This window comes from Pedobacter sp. PACM 27299 (assembly GCF_001412655.1).
Classification (GTDB): Bacteria; Bacteroidota; Bacteroidia; order Sphingobacteriales; family Sphingobacteriaceae; genus Pedobacter.
In genome coordinates this window covers 5,689,284-5,704,854 of sequence record NZ_CP012996.1, presented here as the reverse complement: position 1 = coordinate 5,704,854, position 15,571 = coordinate 5,689,284, and the positions used below count along the sequence as shown (strand labels likewise).

Sequence of the window (15,571 nt, the reverse complement as noted above, 5' to 3'; positions counted from 1 at the left end):
TCTCACGAAAGATATATGCTATATATATTTTAAGGCATAAAAGTAATAAATAAAGGCACTATAATAAGATATTTAACTAATTTTAACAGAAAAAAGATTTCCAACAAAATCAGCATTAATGGGTAGCGAACTAACAACTAACGGAGACGCTTTACGTTTATTTTTTACAGATGATATTTATTTGATTAAGGGGGAGGAAGGGTTTTCAACTGGAGAAGTACTGGGGGCTGATCTACAGAAAGTTAGAGTGCAGATTGCTGCGGAACCTATTGTTGCGGCGGATTTAGAAAATCCGGTGTCAGGAAGAGCTACAGGTACTGTAGCTGCGGTTACTCCGATTTTTGCTCCTGAAGTTACACCAGTTATTAATCCGGCAATTACTTCGGTTCCCGCTGCTGCACCTGCGGTTGTTCCTGTGGCTGTTGCTTCGATCCCGCTTACAGCTCCTGTAGACCCTTCAGCCACGATCCCGATCACGATTCCTCAGTTTCCTGCTCTTGAAAGGCCAGCTGCCTTATCTTTCAAGTTTTTGGGTCAGAATAAAAAGAAAATCCTCATTTTGGTAAATGATGCAGATCACGAAGTGAGTGATGAGGCAGGAAGAGAACTGCTGCGTAAAATCGTAAAATCAATTAATCTGACAGCCAGTGATTTTGCATTGTTAAATTATGCGAAATACCCGAAAACCAGTTTCATAGATTTGCAGCAGCATTTTTCAAGCGTTTTAGTATTCGCTTTTGGCGTCTCAGCGGAGGATTTACAGCTGCCTTCACATCCGGAGAATAAGATCGTGATGGAGGGAGATGTCCGCGTAATTTTCTCAGGAGAATTGAGAAAACTGGAACAGGATCCAGGCGGAAAGAAAACATTATGGGGAAGCCTTAAACAATTAGGACTATGATCACTGAATTAGTATTTGCCACAAATAATAAACATAAAACAGAAGAAGTCGGCAATTTATTGCGCGGCCAATATAAAGTATTGAATCTGTCGGATATCGGATGTAACGTAGACATTCCGGAAACAGGAAGCACATTTGCAGAGAATGCAACGTTAAAAAGCCAGTATGTATTGGAAAATTACCAGTTGGATTGCTTTGCTGATGATAGTGGTTTGGAAATCGAAGCCTTAAACCAGGAACCAGGGATCTATTCTGCCAGATATTCAGGAATTAAGGATGATGCTGCAAATTTAAATCTTGTGCTGCAAAAGATGGAAGGGCAAACCAATCGAAAAGCCCGTTTTAGAACGGTAGTTTCCCTTTTCAAAAATCAGCAGAACTATATTTTCGAAGGCATTATTAACGGTCATATCGCTGAAAAACCAATGGGTACGCAAGGTTTTGGATACGATCCGATTTTTGTCCCAGAGGGTAATGACATCAGTTTTGCGCAAATGAGTATGGAGCAGAAAAATGAAATCTCACATCGTGCCATTGCCATGCGTAAGCTTATTGCTTTTTTGAAGGAGCAGTAGCTGGTTTTGTTGTCGGGTTAAGAATAGCGGATTTAATTGGAGCCGCTTTTTTTTCAATTACTTTTTTAAGACTATCTATTTGGGCGCTGTCTACCTTTAATGGGATAGCCTTTAAAGCTTCTGTTTTTAAAGAATCTGTATTCAGGGAACCCGCTTTAATCGCCTCTTTTTTAATGGCCTCAGTTGAAGGAACCGCAACACCATTGATACTTTTCGGCAGCGACTTCCCTGGAAGGAGCTCCTTTTCAGAAATTGGTTTTCCATCAGGAGGGGCTACAGTGGCTTCTTTCCCATCTTTCTTTTCAGCCGCTGGTTTTGGCCCTTTAGGACCAGCTGGTTTCTTGGCGCCAGGTTTCGATTTCGGCTTGCCATTGATTACTTCTTTCTTCGACAATGGCCTTAATTCCGGCTTCCAGGTAAATCCGGTTAAGAAAACATCTGCTTTAAGCTCCTTAATCGGAGTTCTTACCCCTTCTGTATCTTTAATGGTGATGATCTCACTGATCTCTTTTTCCTTAAAAATGATCTTAATCCGGCTGCTCACCGTCTGGTTCATTTCAGTATAAATACTGTCTTTTTCCCTGTTGAAATAAATACTTTCCGCGTTTCCATCTACAAACATCCTGTTCAGCTTGCCATTCAGGAAAAATCCGGTGATTAGTTTCCCTTTGATCTGGTTGAACCTGGCAGAATCTAAATTTACATTCACCATAAAGGCGTTGCTGAGTACTTGTGAAGTATTCAGTTGTTTATCTTTTAGTTTCAAATAAATGGTATCTCCAGTTTGCTGAGAACCTTCCGACCATAATACTGGTTTGCCATACCAGCGAAGGGTAGAGTCAGAACTGGTGTAGAACAAGGAGTCTGCTCTGGCCTGCATATTGGACTTATAAACCCTCACATTGTGATAAGCCTTAATGATCCTTGTTTTTATCGTATCCGCAGGGTTAAAAGGAATTGAATCTTTGGCCATTACCACATTCGCTGCTTTTGCTGCCCCATTTTTAGCTCCTGTCACTGTTTTATTCAAGGTGTCTTTATTGCCAATTACTGTTTTAGCGCCGGCAACTGCCTTATTTCCTGCAACGTTTTTTGCTCCTGTGATTGCCTTGTTTACTGCGCCTGCTTTACTCCCTGCTAGCGCTCCTGCAGTTTTTTTGACCTCAGCAGCTGCATTTTTTAGTGGATCGGTATTACTTTTCTCCAGCGCCGTTTTTGCGGAGTCTGTCAGCGATTCTGGCTGGATCACTTCCGCCGCCTTCAGTACCACCAATATGGTGCTGTCTGAAACTATCTTTTTTGCTCCTTTTTTACTCAAGGCGACTGCTTTCTTTTCTATAGGAATAGGATTGATTTTCAAGGCAATTGAATCCTTTTTTAAGGGAAGGTTTCCTTTAGAGAGCGAATCGGCTGTACTGGGCAGTTTTGTTTTGCTGGGATCCACAGCTGCCACAGGGATTGCTGCAACCGGTTGTTTATCTTTTTTCTTATCTTTTCTTTTATCAGTCTCCGCAACTACAGTCGGCTTTTTGGCACCAACTTTCTCTTCTGGTGCTTCTTCTGCTTCTCCCATCTCATTGTCTTTCTTCAGCACAGGGGAGGCGATTAATTTTAAAGTTTTAAGGAGTACCATCTGCGTTTCCAGCGTATCGGCACCCATCCATAAAGTATCTGGGACAAGTTTCTTGCCCACCATAATAGAATCGGAAGTGCCCAGGCCTACATAAGGGTTTTTCGTCACCACAGTACGCTGGTCAATTTTGTAGTAATAGCCCAATTGTCCGTACATCACGGTTTTATCCACCGTATCTCTAAACACAATGTTGCGGACGGCCTTACCGTATCCGGCAATCCCGTCATAATATAAACTGTCTCCTTTTAGCGATTTCGACCCTGTGGTATACAAGTTTTTCTTGCCGAAATAAGCATATTGAGTTTTCGTATTGTAAGCACCGTTTTCTGTGTAAAGGTTGTCGTCTTTACCCATGATATTAGTTGGGCCATAGAAATAAGTCCAATTCGTTAAAGTGTTATACCTTAGCGTATCCGATTTAATGGTGGTTTCCGGGGTAACTACAACCACATTGTAGCGGAAGTATGCATCCCGGCTATTAGAAAAATAATAACCGTTTTTGCTGGTCAGCGTCACGTCTTTATTGACAATCTTTCCACCAGTTACATAAGTTCCTACTTTACTACCCAGGTTATAATCCAGGATATTAGTAGTTAAAATCGACTCTTTGTCGATCATTTTCACATTACTGGTTAAGTGCGCATTTTTTGTATTCCCATCATAGGTTAATCGATCCGAGTAAATATTGATCGTATCTGCCTGGTTGATGTGTACATTGCCAAAGGCATCAAACATATTTTTGGCTTCATAAAATATAGCACTATCGCAGGCCAAAGTCGCATTGTCCTGTTGAAATACCGGATTTCTCAGATAAGTCGTATTGCTATTCTTTTCTACCCTTGCACGCTGGGAGCTTTTAAGAATGATTTTTGTCTTCTGCTGAGCCAGTAGAGAAAACGATAGAAGGAATAAAATGAAAAAAATATATAGTTTCTGCACGTTACAAAGTTAGTTTTTTGCTTACCATTTTCACCAGAATAAATAGAGTTCAATTGCGCTATTTTTTTGTTTCTTGAATGGATCTGGAAATAGCCTTAGAGATCTTCTGATGGTCGCTACCCCATAAACGTATAAATTACAAATATTGCTATACCGATGAAATTAAAATCCATTAGTAAATGCTATTTTTGAAAGATGTTACCTCTTCATCAATTTAAAGCATATATCCAGCAAAACGCACTTTTCTCTAGCGATGACCAGATTCTTTTGGCAGTCAGTGGGGGGAGGGATTCCGTTTTAATGTCCCAGCTGTTTAAACTGGCCGGCTATAATTTTGGAATCGCACACTGCAACTTTAACTTAAGAGGCGAAGAGTCTGTGCGTGATGAACATTTTGTGAAAATGCTGGCGACAACTTTAGCTGTGCCCGTTTATGTAAAACATTTTCAGACGAAAGAATATGCCAATGTGCATAAAATTTCCATCCAAATGGCGGCCAGAGACCTGCGTTACCAGTGGTTTGAGGAATTGAGTCATCAGGAAGGTTACCAGCGTATCGCCCTGGCACAGCATCAGGACGACGCTATAGAAACCGTCCTGTTGAATTTAACCCGCGGTACAGGCATTGCCGGATTGCATGGCATCTTGCCGAAAAGAGGAAAACTGATCAGACCGCTGTTGTTTTTAACACGTACCTCAATCAATAATTTGATCGATGCTGAGAACATTGATTATGTGGAAGACAGTTCCAACCTGAGCGCCAATTATGCAAGGAATAAAATCCGTTTAAAGGTCATTCCGCAATTAAAAGAAATCAATGCAAGCCTGGAACTTACTTTTCAGCACAATATCCAGCGTTTCGCTGATACGGAACAGGTTTTACAGCAAGTGGTCACGGAATTGCGCAATGCAATGTTTAAAAAGGAACACGACGGTATTTACCTGTCTATTGAAAAGGTAAAAAGCCTGAATCCACAGAAACTGCTGATGTTTGAACTCTTGAAACCTTACCATTTTTCAGAAGCGGTGATTGCCGATCTGATCCAGGCCCTGGACAAACAAAGCGGGATTTCTTTTTTCAGTACCAGTCACCAGCTCACTTTAAATAGAGAAGAGCTGATCATCAGTCTGATAAAATCAACAGAAACCGGACAGCATTTGCTATGGCACCCAACAGAAGAAAAAATAGAAACACCAAATGGAACTTTCAGCAGTATCCGATTGAGCAAAGCAGAATTTGATGAAAATTACCAGATCGAAAGAGATCCCGGCAAAGCTTATCTCGATACCGATCAATTGATTTATCCCCTGATTCTGAGAAACAGGCAGGCTGGAGATAAATTCAAACCTTTCGGAATGAAACATTATAAAAAGCTCAGCGACTTTTTTATTGATGAAAAAGTTCCGGTCACAAGAAAAGATGCGGTACCAATTTTGCTGAATGGAAATGGAGAGGTGATCTGGGTAGCTGGAATGCGCCAGGACAATCGGTATAAGTTGGGCCCTGCCACAAAAAATATTACTATTTTGACCTTCTCAGCGCCATATATTACAAATTCTAAACAATCTTAACCTGGTTGCTTTACTATGCAAAGGAAAAAACAAGTAACTTTATTGAAAATTATATAGATGGGGAACCGATACGCATTTTTGGAGAAACAATATATAGGCCGCGATTATATCCGAATCTGTATTCGTTTGGTCATGGCTGCATTTTGTTTTGCGGCTTATGTTTACGAACGTGACCGTGACAATACCCAGGACCTATTTCTGGTAGTCGGTTTCGGAATCATTGGTGTTTCCATTATTTTGCTGTTCATGATTCAATATAAAACCATCATTGAGGACAAGAAAATTCTGATCGACGGATTATGGTCGGCAAGAAAAGTAGAAATCGACCTGAACACCATTAAAAGTGTCAGAAAAGATACCTATAGCAATTACCTGTTCAACAACCCTGTTTATAACCTGCATCGTAAAGGCAGTGTGCGCTTCTATTCCTCTGGAAAAGATGCTGTTGTGCTGACTGATCATGATGGTTTTGAATACTTCATCGGCACCCAACGCCCCAACGAGATGTATTTGGTCATAAAAGACCAGATGAAATCTTAAATAATTGCATTTGTTTAACACAAAGCTCAGTTTAAGTATTGTTCTTTGCATCTGTAAAAACAAAAGAAATCAAACCGTTTTTCTGGATTGGTGTTGTCTTTACAGCACGTTAAGTAAGCGCTTGTGTCAGAGTAATATCACACAGCCTGATTCGTGTATTTGAGATAAGAATATCACAAAAAACAAATTCGCTAGAATGAAAATAGGTATTGTTTGTTACCCAACTTTTGGAGGTAGTGGTGTAGTCGCTACTGAATTAGGTAAAGCGCTCGCCGATGAAGGACATCAGGTACATTTTATTACTTATAGTCAGCCTGCACGCCTCGACTTTTTCTCTGCCAACTTATTCTATCATGAAGTATCTGTAAGGGACTATCCTTTATTTGACTACGCACCTTATGAATCTGCCCTGGCGAGTAAACTTGTAGATGTAGTTCGTTTTGAGCAGCTGGATATCCTCCATGTTCATTATGCCATTCCACATGCCTCAGCTGCATTTATGGCCAAGCAAATCCTGGAAACTTATGGAATCAATATTCCTTTTGTAACCACTTTGCACGGAACAGACATCACCCTGGTCGGGAAAGATCCTACCTATAAACCTGTCGTTACCTTCTCCATTAATAAGTCTGATGGCGTAACTACGGTATCGCAAAATCTGAAAGAAGATACAGAAGCTCATTTTGAAATCACCAATGAGATAAAGGTGATACCTAACTTTATCGATTTCAACCGCTTTAGCTTAAAGCCAAAAGATCACTTTAAAAAAGCAATTGCACCTAATAATGAGCGCATCTTAATTCATACGTCCAACTTTAGAAAAGTGAAACGTACCCAGGATGTAATCCTGACATTTGAAAAAATTCAGAAAACAATTCCTTCTAAATTACTAATGGTAGGAGATGGTCCTGAGCGTGTTTATTGTGAGCAGTTGTGCAGAGATCTGGGCATTTGCGAACATGTACGCTTTTTAGGGAAACAAGATGCGATAGAAGAGATTCTTTCCGTGTCGGATTTATTCCTGATGCCCTCGGAATCTGAAAGTTTTGGTCTGGCTGCCTTAGAAGCAATGGCTTGTAAGGTGCCTGCGATTACTTCTAACGCAGGTGGATTGCCAGAACTAAATGTAGACGGCTTCTGTGGTTTTATGAGTAATGTAGGAGATGTAAATGATATGGCCGCTAAAGGAATCCTGATTCTTGAAAATGATGAGGTGTTACAGCAGTTTAAAGAAAATGCCTTTATCAGAGCGCAAGACTTTGACCTGAAGAAAATCCTGCCAATTTATGTAGACTATTACACACAGATCATTGAAGAAGCAAAAATCAATAACCCTGTGAAGGTCGTTTTGAAAGCAGCAACCAAATAAGTGTAGTTGTTGTAGGATAAAAAGAAAGGCCTTTGGATCATCCAAAGGCCTTTCTTTTATATTTTAATACCCAATTATATCTACTTAGGTATTAGAAAATCATTCCTAGTTATTTTACAGGAGCAAATACAAGGCAAACCGGCGCACCTACGGAAATTCTTTTTCCCGTATCCTTTAAGGCACCTGTTTCCAGGTTACGTTCAAAAATCACCACATCATTCGTATACTGGTGTGCTACCAGCAAATATTTTCCTGTCGGATCAATCGCAAAATTCCTCGGACCTTTTCCTAAAGTAGATACATATCCTCTAACGCTTAACAACCCACCTTTCTCAATAGCAAAAATGGTGATCTTATTTTCCGAACCTCTGTTGCTCGCGTACAAGAACTTGCCATCTGGGGATAAGTGAATATCTGCTGCACCATTTTCTCCTTTGAAACCATCTTCCGTAATTTTAGTTTTCTGAATTTCGGTCAGGTTTCCATCGCTATAGCTGAAAACGGTGATCCCTCCGTCAATTTCATGGATCAGGTAAGCGTACTTGCTGTCTTTACTGAAAACCAGATGTCTTGGGCCAGCTCCAGGAGTGATGGAAATGCTATCTTTAACCGTCAATACTTTATTACCGCCATCAGGATTGTAGGCGTATAAATAAACCTTATCCGTACCTAAATCGTCTACGACAACATATTTATGATCTGGGGTAAATTGTGCCATGTGCACATGAGAACTTCCCTGACGGGCTTTATCTATGCTTTTTCCTGTATGTTTAACCAATTGTTTGATGGCGGATAAAGAAGCATCTTTTTCAATGCCAAATACGGAGATACTGCCACCTGAATAATTTGCGGTAATCACATTCTTTTTATCTGCGATCACATAACAAGGATCTGCACCATTGGTCGCTTGTTTATTTAAGAAGGTCAGCTTGCCGGATGCCGCATCAAAACCGAAAGCACTGACTGCACTGGTTTCTGAAGTTTCATTTACCGCATATATCGCTTTATTGCCATCACCTAAAGCCAGGTAACTTGGGTTCTCCACGTTTTTGGTCACAGTTTTTGCTTTAACAGCAGCGGTGTTAGTGTCGAAATCGTACACATAAATCCCCTCACTTTTCCCTGTATTCGTATACGTACCTACAATTAAATTGTAATCTTTTTTCTGTGCGCAGCTTTGTAGTGCCAGCATAATAACCGGGAAAAATAGGAGTTTCTTCATGAGGGCTAATTTATTTAAAATTATCTTAAAAAAACAAAAGCCTGTTCCTTACAGAAGTAAAGAACAGGCTAATGGTATTTTATTGGACCTTTTTACAGGAAATTACTTGATCAGATGCTTGATCTGAATCAATTCATGCTCTTCTAAATATCTCCATCTTCCACGAGGAAGGTCTTTTTTAGTCAGATTGCCGTAAACTACACGGTCAAGTTTCACGACATCATAACCTAAGTGTTCAAATATTCTTCTTACGATTCTATTTTTACCACTGTGGATCTGAATACCGATCTCTTTTTTACTGCCACCAGCAACATAAGAAATGTTATCAGGTTTGATCAAACCATCTTCCAATTCTAAACCGAACTGGATTTTGTTGAAATCACCCTGACTTAAAGTCTTACTTAATTCTACATGATAGATTTTAGTGATGCCATTTCTTGGGTGAGATAATTTATCAGCAAGATCGCCATCATTGGTCATCAATAATAAACCTGTAGTGTTACGGTCTAATCTTCCTACCGGATAAATACGTTCTCTGCTTGCTTTCTCTACCAATTGCATTACTGTACGACGTTCCTGAGGATCATCAGTAGTCGTAATATAATCTTTAGGCTTGTTTAACAACACGTAAATTTTCTTTTCGCGTTTCAACAACTCCCCGTTATAACGGATCTCATCTTTCGCAGGGTCGATTTTATGACCAAGCTCAGAAATTGCTTCACCATTTACAGATACTACACCAGCAGCAATCAGCTCATCCGCTTTACGACGGGAACAAATTCCTGAATTGGCGATGTAACGGTTTAAACGAATTAAGCCATCATCCTTAACGAAAGGTGCTTTTCTGCTACGCATAGTGGTATTGCTACCTTCTTCGCGGTCAGGACGTGCATCACGAGGTTTGAAATCTCTTGAACCACCTTCGTCTTCTCTTTTTCTAAAAGGTCTGCTGTCAGTACTTCTTGAAGCGCCACCTTTATTATCATCAAATTTCCTGAAAGGCTGATCCCCTTTTCCGAAATGATCTTTCTTTATATAACTACGTGTTTTGTCAGAAGGAGGTACGTCTCTTGAGCTACCTGCACTATGAGGTCTTGAACTACCTTCACGTGGTTTGAAATCTCTTGAACCACCTTCACGTGGTTTGAAATCTCTTGAACCGCCTTCACGTGGTTTGAAATCTCTTGAACCGCCTTCACGTGGTTTGAAATCTCTTGAACCACCTTCGCGTGGTTTGAAATCTCTTGAACCACCTTCGCGTGGTTTGAAATCTCTTGAACCACCTTCGCGTGGTTTGAAATCTCTTGAACCACCTTCGCGTGGTTTGAAATCTCTTGAACCACCTTCGCGTGGTTTGAAATCTCTTGAACCACCTTCGCGTGGTTTGAAATCTCTGGAACCACCTTCACGTGGTTTGAAATCTCTTGAACCACCTTCACGTGGTTTGAAATCTCTTGAACCACCTTCGCGTGGTTTGTAATCCCTTGATCCGCCTTCACGAGGTTTGAAGTCTCTTGATCCACCTTCTCTAGGGTTAAAATCTCTCGGGCCACCAAATTTTTTATCTTTCCCCTCTTTGTCGTCAAACTTGCTTTTATCTCTGTAAGAAGAGTCTCCTCCACTACGATTCTGGCCTGTTGAACTTCTGTTGCCCGATTTGGACTTGTCATCCCGACTGTTCCTGTTGTTGTCTTTCATCATGATACGCTATTATTCCGCATAATTTATGCGGGTGCAAATTTAGTAAAAATCGAGCAATTTATTGCTACTATTTTGCGAAGTTGTAAGAGTTGTAAAAAATCGCGGTCTATGGGTGTTTAAACGTTGATTTTAGAAGCAGTTTTTGTAAAAGGTTGATAGTTAAGATAATATACGTTATCTTTGCAAACGTTTTAAAATTGTTAACCAAAAAAAGGAGGAAAATGATAAAGAAACACATAATAACATTAACGGTAATCATTACATTACTGGTAATCGCAAAAGTGTTTGCTTACAACATGCCCCAAGCAGCAAAAAGTCTTTTAAAAGAAGAAAAAATAACAAAAAATACGGATACATTAGTATCAGAGATCGAGGAGCCAGCTCAAACAATGGCTGATCTAAAATTTGCAGAGGAAGGACTACCATTAGGGGATGCGATTGTGGAGCGGAAAATGGAAAAAGCCCTTGCTAAATTTAGTTACAGTAATCTACAAACCAACCGTTTGCACAATAAAGCAGCAGAATGGTTTCCTGTAATAGAACCTATACTTGCCGCCTACGGCATTCCTGAAGACTTTAAGTATATGCCTTTGGTAGAATCAGGACTAAAGTCGGGCGTATCCCCAAAAGGAGCAGCAGGATTCTGGCAGTTTATGCCGGCTACTGCACGCAGCTATGGTTTGAAAGTAAATTCGAAAGTTGACGAACGTAATAACTTACGTAAGTCTACGATCGCCGCCGCCAAATACATCAAAGAACTCTACGGAATATTTGACGATTGGGCACTCGTTGCGGCTGCCTATAATGTGGGAGATAACCACATGCGGAAACAGATCAACAGACAAAAACAAGACAACTATTTCAAAATGAAACTGAACAGCGAAACCGCTAGTTACGTTTACAAATTGATTTCCATGAAACAAATCATGGAATTTCCGAATCAGTATGGTTACAAAGCGTCAAGAGCGTTTTTAGCGTACAATGCGGAGAAGGCTGCCAACGAAGCGGACAAAGCAGAGCGGGCAGAGTAATAAAAAAATTGACAAAGGGGGGAGCCGGAATTTATTCCGGCTTTTTGTTTTCTCGGAAAATCACTATTTTACTCGCCTATGAAACTGTTAAAATTGCGCATTACCGGGATGACCTATACACCGGGCGAAACTCTCCTCCTCAGTTTTGAGCCAATAGCAGCAGAAAAACCTGTTTACCTGGCCGGACAATTCTTAACGCTTGTATTTGAGCGGAATGGAAAAGAATTGAGAAGATCATATTCACTTTGCAGTTCCCCAGATTTGGATGAACCTTTGGCAATTGCAATCAAAAGAGTAGAAAATGGAGAAATTTCCAGACTGCTGCACCACAATACGGCGGTTGGCGAGGTGCTGACTGCACTAGAACCGAACGGACAATTCAGTTATATTCCGCAGGAGGCCATCAAAAGAACGGTGTTTTTATTCGCCGCAGGAGTAGGTATCACACCATTATTCTCGATATTGAAGACGGCTTTGACCGTTGAAAAACATACCAAAGTCATTTTAGCTTACAGCAACAAATCTGCTGAAGGCAGTCTTTTCTATGAAGAACTGAACGAATGGCAGACAAAATATCCAGACCGTCTAAAAATCATTTACCTTTTCAGTACGGCTAAAAACCTGATGATGGCCCGCTTAAACGGACAGCTGATTGAACGCATCGTCGCAGAGAACCTCGAATTCAAAAAAGACGATACCTTGCTGTATACTTGTGGCCCCGTAGATTATATGGATGTCTGTAGAATTACCTTATTGAACCTGGGTTTCCATCAGTCACAGATAAAAAAGAAACTTTTGTGCTGCCTGAAGACGAGGCCGATGAAGACGATACGACAGAAAAGGCGGTAAAAGACACCAATACCTATGCTGTCATCCTCCATTTCAAAGGAGAAATCAAAGAAATCAGTGTGCCTTACCACCAAAGCATTTTAGATGCAGCTTTAGAACAAGGCATTAACCTGCCATATAGCTGCCATGCCGGCATTTGTAGTACCTGTACTGCCAATTGTACCAAAGGAAAGGTTCGGATGGATTACAATGAAGTTTTAATGGATAACGAAATTGAAGCGGGAAGAGTGCTGGTTTGTACTGGACACCCCACTGAAAACGGTACCACATTAGTTTGGTAAAAATGATCAGCCATAGCGCTGTAAACTTTTCTTTTGATAAAATTTTTAGCATTTTTGTGGCTGAAAATTTGTTGTCTTAAATATATAGATATCAGTATTGTTTTAATAAAAATATGAGCAAAAATACCGTTGACCTGGGCGAGCAAAAGGATGTAGAAGTATATGGTGCCAGGGTACATAACCTTAAAAATATCGACATCTCTTTTCCCCGAAACCAGCTGGTAGTCATTACCGGATTAAGTGGAAGCGGAAAGTCCTCTCTAGCATTTGATACTATTTATGCAGAGGGACAGCGTAGGTACATGGAAACTTTCAGTGCCTATTCCCGCCAGTTTATGGGGGGAATGGAGCGTCCTGATGTGGATAAAGTATCAGGATTGAGTCCGGTAATTGCCATCGAGCAAAAAACAACCAGCAAAAATCCAAGATCTACTGTAGGTACCATTACTGAAATCTACGATTTCATGCGTTTACTATATGCGCGTACTGCGGATGCCTTCTCTTACAATACCGGAGAAAAAATGGAGCGCATGAGCGAAGATCAAATCCTGAGCAATATCTACAAGAAATTTGAAGGCATGCCGGTCAATATTCTTGCGCCCGTTGTAAAAGGACGTAAAGGACATTATAGGGAACTATTCGAGCAGATTCGTAAACAAGGCTACATTAAAGTGCGCATTGATGGAGAAATTCAGGACATGAGCCCTAAAATGCAGGTGGATCGCTATAAAATCCACGACATTGAAGTAGTGATAGACCGATTGATCATCGATAAAGAAGACCAGAAACGTTTACAGGATTCCCTGCAATCGGCGATGAAGATGGGAAAAGGCATTATTAAAATCAGCGATAAAGACAACAATGTATCCCATTTCAGTCGATTCCTGATGTGCCCGACTACCGGAATTTCTTATGATGAACCACAGCCCAACAGTTTCTCTTTCAATTCTCCTTATGGAGCCTGCGAAAGCTGTGACGGTTTAGGCTATATTTTCGTGATTGATAAGGAATCGGTCATGCCGAATCCTAAATTGAGCATCATGAATGGTGGTTTAGCCCCATTAGGTGAATATCGCGACATCTGGGTGTTCCAGGTATTGAAAGCCCTGGCTAAAAAATATAACTTCTCTTTATCTACCCCACTAGAAAAACTGACAGAAGAACAGATCGGGATCATCCTTGACGGTTCTCATGAGCTTTTAAGTGTGGCTGTAGAATACAACAAGTGGAATGTGCAAAACTACCAGATCACCTTTGATGGGATCATTAAACTGCTGGAAGAACAGCAGGAGAAAAAGGGAGAAGGCGCAATCGACGATATGGAAACTTTCCGTAAACTCAAAACCTGCCCGGTTTGTAATGGTGCAAGGTTGAAGAAAGAAAGTTTACACTTTAAAATTGACGGTAAAAACATTTTTGAGCTGGCAGAAATGGACATCAACAGTTTAAAAACCTGGTATGTAGACCTGGAAAGCCGCTTGTCAGAACGTCAGAATACCATTGCCAAAGAAATTCTTAAAGAAATCAGAACCCGGTTGGGCTTTCTGACGGACGTAGGTTTAAATTACCTTTCTCTGGACCGTACGGCACGTACCTTATCCGGTGGAGAGGCACAGAGGATCCGTTTGGCCACACAAATCGGCTCTCAGCTGATGAATGTGATGTACATTCTGGATGAGCCGAGTATCGGCTTGCACCAGCGCGACAATGAGCGCTTAATTGGCGCTTTAAAAAACCTGAGGGATCTTGGCAATACCGTATTGGTAGTAGAACATGATAAGGACATGATCCTGGAAGCAGATCACGTAATTGATGTGGGGCCTGCTGCAGGTGTACGCGGTGGACAAATTGTTGCACAGGGTACTCCAGCAGAGATTTTAAAATCAGACACCCTCACTGCAGCCTATTTAAACGGTAAAAAAGGAATTGAAATCCCTAAAAAACGTAGGAAAGGAACCGGTCATAAATTGTCCATCATCAAAGCAAGTGGACATAATTTAAAAGACGTTTCAGTAGATTTTCCATTGGGTAAATTCATTGCCGTGACCGGTGTTTCCGGGAGCGGAAAATCAAGTTTGATTACGGAGACATTATATCCTATTTTAAACCATCACTTTTTTAGGGCCAAGAAACATCCTTTGCCCTATGAAAAGATCAATGGCATTAAAGAAATTGATAAAGTCATTGAAATTGACCAAGCACCGATTGGGCGTACGCCTAGATCTAATCCTTCTACTTATACAGGCGTATTTTCTGACATCAGGAACCTCTTTGTACAATTACCGGAAGCGAAAATCAGAGGCTATAAACCAGGACGTTTCTCTTTCAATGTAAAAGGAGGAAGGTGTGAAACTTGCCAGGGGGGAGGAATGAAAGTCATCGAAATGAACTTCCTTCCGGATGTACAGGTGCCTTGTGAAGAATGTGGAGGAAGAAGATACAACAGGGAAACCCTGGAAGTACGTTACCGTGGTAAGTCCATCAGCGATGTGCTAGATATGAGCATTGAAGATGCTTGTGATTTCTTCGAAAACATGCCAGTGATCTACCGTAAAATCAAAACCCTTAAAGACGTAGGTTTGGGGTACATCACTTTAGGTCAGTCTTCTACCACCCTTTCCGGTGGAGAGGCACAGCGCGTAAAATTAGCGACCGAACTCTCTAAAAAAGATACTGGAAAAACATTTTATATTCTGGATGAACCCACTACTGGCTTACATTTTGAGGATATCAATGTGCTCCTTGGTGTGCTGAATGAATTGGTAGAAAAAGGGAATACCGTGCTGGTGATTGAGCACAACCTGGATGTGGTAAAAGTAGCGGATTGGGTGATCGATTTAGGAGAAGAAGGTGGTGCCGGCGGTGGCAGGATCATCTTTGAAGGAACTCCTGAAGGATTAGTGCAAAACCCGATTAGTTTAACCGGTAAATTTTTGAAGAAAGAAATGGGTTTATAAA

Annotated in this window: 12 protein-coding genes; 9 read left to right on the top strand and 3 right to left on the bottom strand. The window is 40.9% G+C overall.

Annotation, left to right across the window (positions count from 1 at the left end):
• Positions 1 to 118 precede the first annotated feature (118 nt).
• Together AQ505_RS24005 and rdgB are read left to right on the top strand one after the other, a co-directional pair.
• On the top strand, positions 119 to 901 hold the full coding sequence (locus tag AQ505_RS24005) for a hypothetical protein (RefSeq protein WP_062550499.1): 783 nt from the start codon (positions 119 to 121) through the stop codon (positions 899 to 901).
• The gene (gene rdgB / locus AQ505_RS24000; RefSeq protein WP_062551190.1) at positions 901 to 1,476 is read left to right on the top strand and encodes an RdgB/HAM1 family non-canonical purine NTP pyrophosphatase; all 576 of its coding nucleotides are present in this window, start codon (positions 901 to 903) and stop codon (positions 1,474 to 1,476) included. Before AQ505_RS24005 ends, rdgB begins: the two co-directional genes overlap by 1 nt.
• On the opposite strand, the gene AQ505_RS23995 is transcribed toward rdgB, so the two are convergent.
• Positions 1,451 to 4,048 carry an OstA-like protein gene (locus tag AQ505_RS23995; RefSeq protein ID WP_157262549.1) on the bottom strand — a complete coding sequence of 866 codons (2,598 nt, stop codon included), beginning with the start codon at positions 4,046 to 4,048 and terminating at the stop codon, positions 1,451 to 1,453. The two genes, rdgB and AQ505_RS23995, sit on opposite strands and share 26 nt — an antisense overlap.
• Positions 4,049 to 4,243: 195 nt before the next feature.
• On the opposite strand from AQ505_RS23995, the gene tilS reads away from it, so the two are divergent.
• From tilS to bshA, 3 genes are all read left to right on the top strand, one after another.
• Positions 4,244 to 5,620 carry a tRNA lysidine(34) synthetase TilS gene (tilS, locus tag AQ505_RS23990; RefSeq protein WP_062550498.1) on the top strand — a complete coding sequence of 459 codons (1,377 nt, stop codon included), beginning with the start codon at positions 4,244 to 4,246 and terminating at the stop codon, positions 5,618 to 5,620.
• Positions 5,621 to 5,677: 57 nt separating this feature from the next.
• Positions 5,678 to 6,160 (top strand): hypothetical protein, encoded by a 483-nt coding sequence (locus AQ505_RS23985; protein WP_062550497.1) that lies wholly within the window; start codon positions 5,678 to 5,680, stop codon positions 6,158 to 6,160.
• Positions 6,161 to 6,356: 196 nt separating this feature from the next.
• Positions 6,357 to 7,529, top strand: coding sequence for an N-acetyl-alpha-D-glucosaminyl L-malate synthase BshA (gene bshA, locus AQ505_RS23980; protein WP_062550496.1), 1,173 nt, complete (start codon positions 6,357 to 6,359; stop codon positions 7,527 to 7,529).
• A 109-nt stretch (positions 7,530 to 7,638) separates the two neighbouring features.
• On the opposite strand, the gene AQ505_RS23975 is transcribed toward bshA, so the two are convergent.
• The gene (locus AQ505_RS23975; protein WP_062550495.1) at positions 7,639 to 8,751 is read right to left on the bottom strand and encodes a lactonase family protein; all 1,113 of its coding nucleotides are present in this window, start codon (positions 8,749 to 8,751) and stop codon (positions 7,639 to 7,641) included.
• 102 nt (positions 8,752 to 8,853) lie between these two features.
• Positions 8,854 to 10,452: a pseudouridine synthase gene (locus AQ505_RS23970; RefSeq protein ID WP_062550494.1), complete on the bottom strand. Its 1,599-nt coding sequence runs from the start codon at positions 10,450 to 10,452 to the stop codon at positions 8,854 to 8,856.
• Between the two features lie 221 nt (positions 10,453 to 10,673).
• Here AQ505_RS23970 and AQ505_RS23965 point away from each other — a divergent pair, with 221 nt between their 5' ends.
• The 4 genes from AQ505_RS23965 to uvrA all read left to right on the top strand — a co-directional run bounded on the left by AQ505_RS23965 (position 10,674) and on the right by uvrA (position 15,570).
• Positions 10,674 to 11,483 (top strand): lytic transglycosylase domain-containing protein, encoded by an 810-nt coding sequence (locus tag AQ505_RS23965; protein ID WP_197286262.1) that lies wholly within the window; start codon positions 10,674 to 10,676, stop codon positions 11,481 to 11,483.
• 78 nt (positions 11,484 to 11,561) lie between these two features.
• Positions 11,562 to 12,332 carry an FAD-binding oxidoreductase gene (locus tag AQ505_RS23960; protein WP_231634974.1) on the top strand — a complete coding sequence of 257 codons (771 nt, stop codon included), beginning with the start codon at positions 11,562 to 11,564 and terminating at the stop codon, positions 12,330 to 12,332.
• Positions 12,281 to 12,613: a 2Fe-2S iron-sulfur cluster-binding protein gene (locus AQ505_RS27020; RefSeq protein ID WP_231634973.1), complete on the top strand. Its 333-nt coding sequence runs from the start codon at positions 12,281 to 12,283 to the stop codon at positions 12,611 to 12,613. Before AQ505_RS23960 ends, AQ505_RS27020 begins: the two co-directional genes overlap by 52 nt.
• A 113-nt stretch (positions 12,614 to 12,726) precedes the next feature.
• Positions 12,727 to 15,570, top strand: a complete 2,844-nt coding sequence (gene uvrA / locus AQ505_RS23955) for an excinuclease ABC subunit UvrA (RefSeq protein WP_062550493.1) — start codon at positions 12,727 to 12,729, stop codon at positions 15,568 to 15,570.
• The last annotated feature ends 1 nt before the right edge of the window (position 15,571 follow it).

Excerpts from the sequence above, each read along its gene's own strand:
- AQ505_RS24005 (WP_062550499.1), top strand. The coding sequence starts at position 119 with ATGGGTAGCGAACTAACAACTAACGGAGACGCTTTACGTTTATTTTTT.
- tilS (WP_062550498.1), top strand. The coding sequence starts at position 4,244 with ATGTTACCTCTTCATCAATTTAAAGCATATATCCAGCAAAACGCACTT.
- AQ505_RS23985 (WP_062550497.1), top strand. The coding sequence starts at position 5,678 with ATGGGGAACCGATACGCATTTTTGGAGAAACAATATATAGGCCGCGAT.
- bshA (WP_062550496.1), top strand. The coding sequence starts at position 6,357 with ATGAAAATAGGTATTGTTTGTTACCCAACTTTTGGAGGTAGTGGTGTA.
- AQ505_RS23975 (WP_062550495.1), bottom strand. The coding sequence starts at position 8,751 with ATGAAGAAACTCCTATTTTTCCCGGTTATTATGCTGGCACTACAAAGC.
- AQ505_RS23970 (WP_062550494.1), bottom strand. The coding sequence starts at position 10,452 with ATGATGAAAGACAACAACAGGAACAGTCGGGATGACAAGTCCAAATCG.
- AQ505_RS23965 (WP_197286262.1), top strand. The coding sequence starts at position 10,674 with ATGATAAAGAAACACATAATAACATTAACGGTAATCATTACATTACTG.
- AQ505_RS23960 (WP_231634974.1), top strand. The coding sequence starts at position 11,562 with ATGAAACTGTTAAAATTGCGCATTACCGGGATGACCTATACACCGGGC.
- uvrA (WP_062550493.1), top strand. The coding sequence starts at position 12,727 with ATGAGCAAAAATACCGTTGACCTGGGCGAGCAAAAGGATGTAGAAGTA.